This window comes from Nocardiopsis sp. TNDT3, assembly GCF_003427465.1.
In the GTDB taxonomy this organism is placed as follows: Bacteria; Actinomycetota; Actinomycetes; order Streptosporangiales; family Streptosporangiaceae; genus Nocardiopsis; species Nocardiopsis dassonvillei.
Genome location: NZ_QPFC01000650.1, coordinates 1 through 1728 on the forward strand (window position 1 = coordinate 1; position 1728 = coordinate 1728).

At 73.4% G+C, this 1728-nt stretch carries 3 protein-coding genes; 2 read left to right on the forward strand and 1 reads right to left on the reverse strand.

Translation table 11 applies throughout. The features are described 5' to 3' along the window. Nucleotides 1-51: 51 nt before the first annotated feature. Entirely contained in the window at nucleotides 52-342 is a 291-nt protein-coding gene (locus DQW06_RS16450; protein ID WP_013154270.1) for a metal-sensitive transcriptional regulator, read from the reverse strand. Nucleotides 343-635: 293 nt separating this feature from the next. Between DQW06_RS16450 and DQW06_RS16455 the strand changes: the two genes are divergently transcribed. Together DQW06_RS16455 and DQW06_RS16460 are read left to right on the forward strand one after the other, a co-directional pair. Beyond that, complete coding sequence (locus DQW06_RS16455; protein ID WP_013154269.1) at nucleotides 636-881, forward strand: DUF2630 family protein; 246 nt, start codon at nucleotides 636-638, stop codon at nucleotides 879-881. A 115-nt stretch (nucleotides 882-996) separates the two neighbouring features. Continuing rightward, the gene (locus DQW06_RS16460; protein WP_071622494.1) at nucleotides 997-1692 is read left to right on the forward strand and encodes a DUF4126 domain-containing protein; all 696 of its coding nucleotides are present in this window, start codon (nucleotides 997-999) and stop codon (nucleotides 1690-1692) included. Nucleotides 1693-1728: the final 36 nt, after the last annotated feature.

A 1728-nucleotide genomic window follows, 5' to 3' on the forward strand; every position in this document is an offset into this window, starting at 1 on the left:
GCCGCGGCGCCCCGCCGCGGCCGGTCGGGCGCGGGCGCGGGGGCGACGGGGTCAGGAACGGACCAGGCGGGCGATCGCCTCTGAGGCCTCGCGGACCTTCTCGTCCGCCTCCTCGCCGCCGTTGGCCACCGCGTTGGACACGCAGTGCTTGAGGTGCTCGTCGAGCATGGACAGCGCGAAGGACCGCAGTGCCTTGTTGGCCGCCGACGTCTGGGTCAGGATGTCGATGCAGTACTGGTCGTCCTCGACCATCCGCTGCAACCCGCGGATCTGGCCCTCGATACGGCGCAGCCGGTTGATGTGACTCTGCTTGTCGTTACTGTAACCGTGGGTCGCAGCCATGCTCCCGCTTCCGTGTCGTTCCTGCTCAGATGCCATTACCATACCCCCTCGTGGTATCCAACGGCGGGGGTCGGGAACGCATTCCGCCGGTGCGCCCCCCGCGGGCGCGCGCCGCACCGCCGACGCGGTCGTAGTAGGAGTTTCCCAGACGAACGGGGACCGGTCGCCCCGCCCGGAGGCGCGCGCGTGCCGTGCGCGGGGACCGTCACCGCGCGTAAACGTCCGGTCCGCTCTGGGCAACGCGGGGGTGGTGGCCCTTGCCCGCGGCCCCGCCCCGAACCGACCATGGCGGTATGACTGACAGCGCCGAGAACGACATCATGGCCACCATCCGGGGACTGATCGACGAGGAGCACGCGCTCCGCTCCACCGCCGGGGGACTGGACCCGCGGGAGCGCGCCCGCGTCAAGCAGGTCGAGGAGGCGCTCGACCAGTGCTGGGACCTGCTCCGCCAGCGCAGGGCCCGCGAAGAGTTCGACCAGGACCCCGACGAGGCCGAGCCGCGCCCGGTCTCCGAGGTCGAGAACTACCGGCAGTAGGGGGGCCGAACCGAAAACCCCGCGTGCTCCGCGAGCGTCAACACGGGTACAGCGGTGCCGGGCGGTGACCGCATGACCGCACGGCGCCCCACGCCGGGAGCACAGAAGGAAGCGCATGCTCACCACACTGACCGGGTTGGGCCTGGCCTCCGCGGCCGGGCTCAACGCCTACATCCCCCTCCTCCTCGTCGGACTGCTCGCACGCTTCACCGACCTGGTCCCGCTGGGAGAGTCCTGGCAGTGGATCGAGCACCCCGTCACCCTCGTGGTCCTCACCGTGCTGCTGGTCGTGGAGTTCGCGGCGGACAAGATCCCCGCGGTCGACAGCTTCAACGACGTCCTCCAGACCGTGGTGCGGCCCACCTCCGGCGGCATCACCTTCGGCGCGGGGGCCTCCGCGGTGGAGCTCGGCGAGATCACCGGGGCCGCCTCCGGCGCCGCCGCGGGCGGGGACGGGGTCTCCTGGTGGGCGGTGGTCGCGGGCGTGGTCGTCTCCCTGGCCTTCCACGCGGTCAAGTCCCTGGCCCGGCCGGTGGCCAACTCCGTCTCCCTCGGGTGCGCGGCCCCGGTCACCTCCTTCCTGGAGGACGTCGTCAGCTTCGTCACCTCGCTGCTGGCCCTCCTGGTGCCCGTCCTCGTCCTCGTCGTGTTCCCGCTCATGGTGGCGGCGGGCGTGTGGGCGGCCCGGCGCGGGCGGCGGCTGCGCCGGGAACGCCGCGAGGCGCGGGGAACCGGGCCGCAGGGCGCGGACGCGGGCGCGCGGACCGGCGCGGAGGGCGCGAACCCGGCGGGGGAGTCCCACCCCGGGTGAGGGGCCCGGCGTGCGCGGGGGGCCGGGCCCCTCACC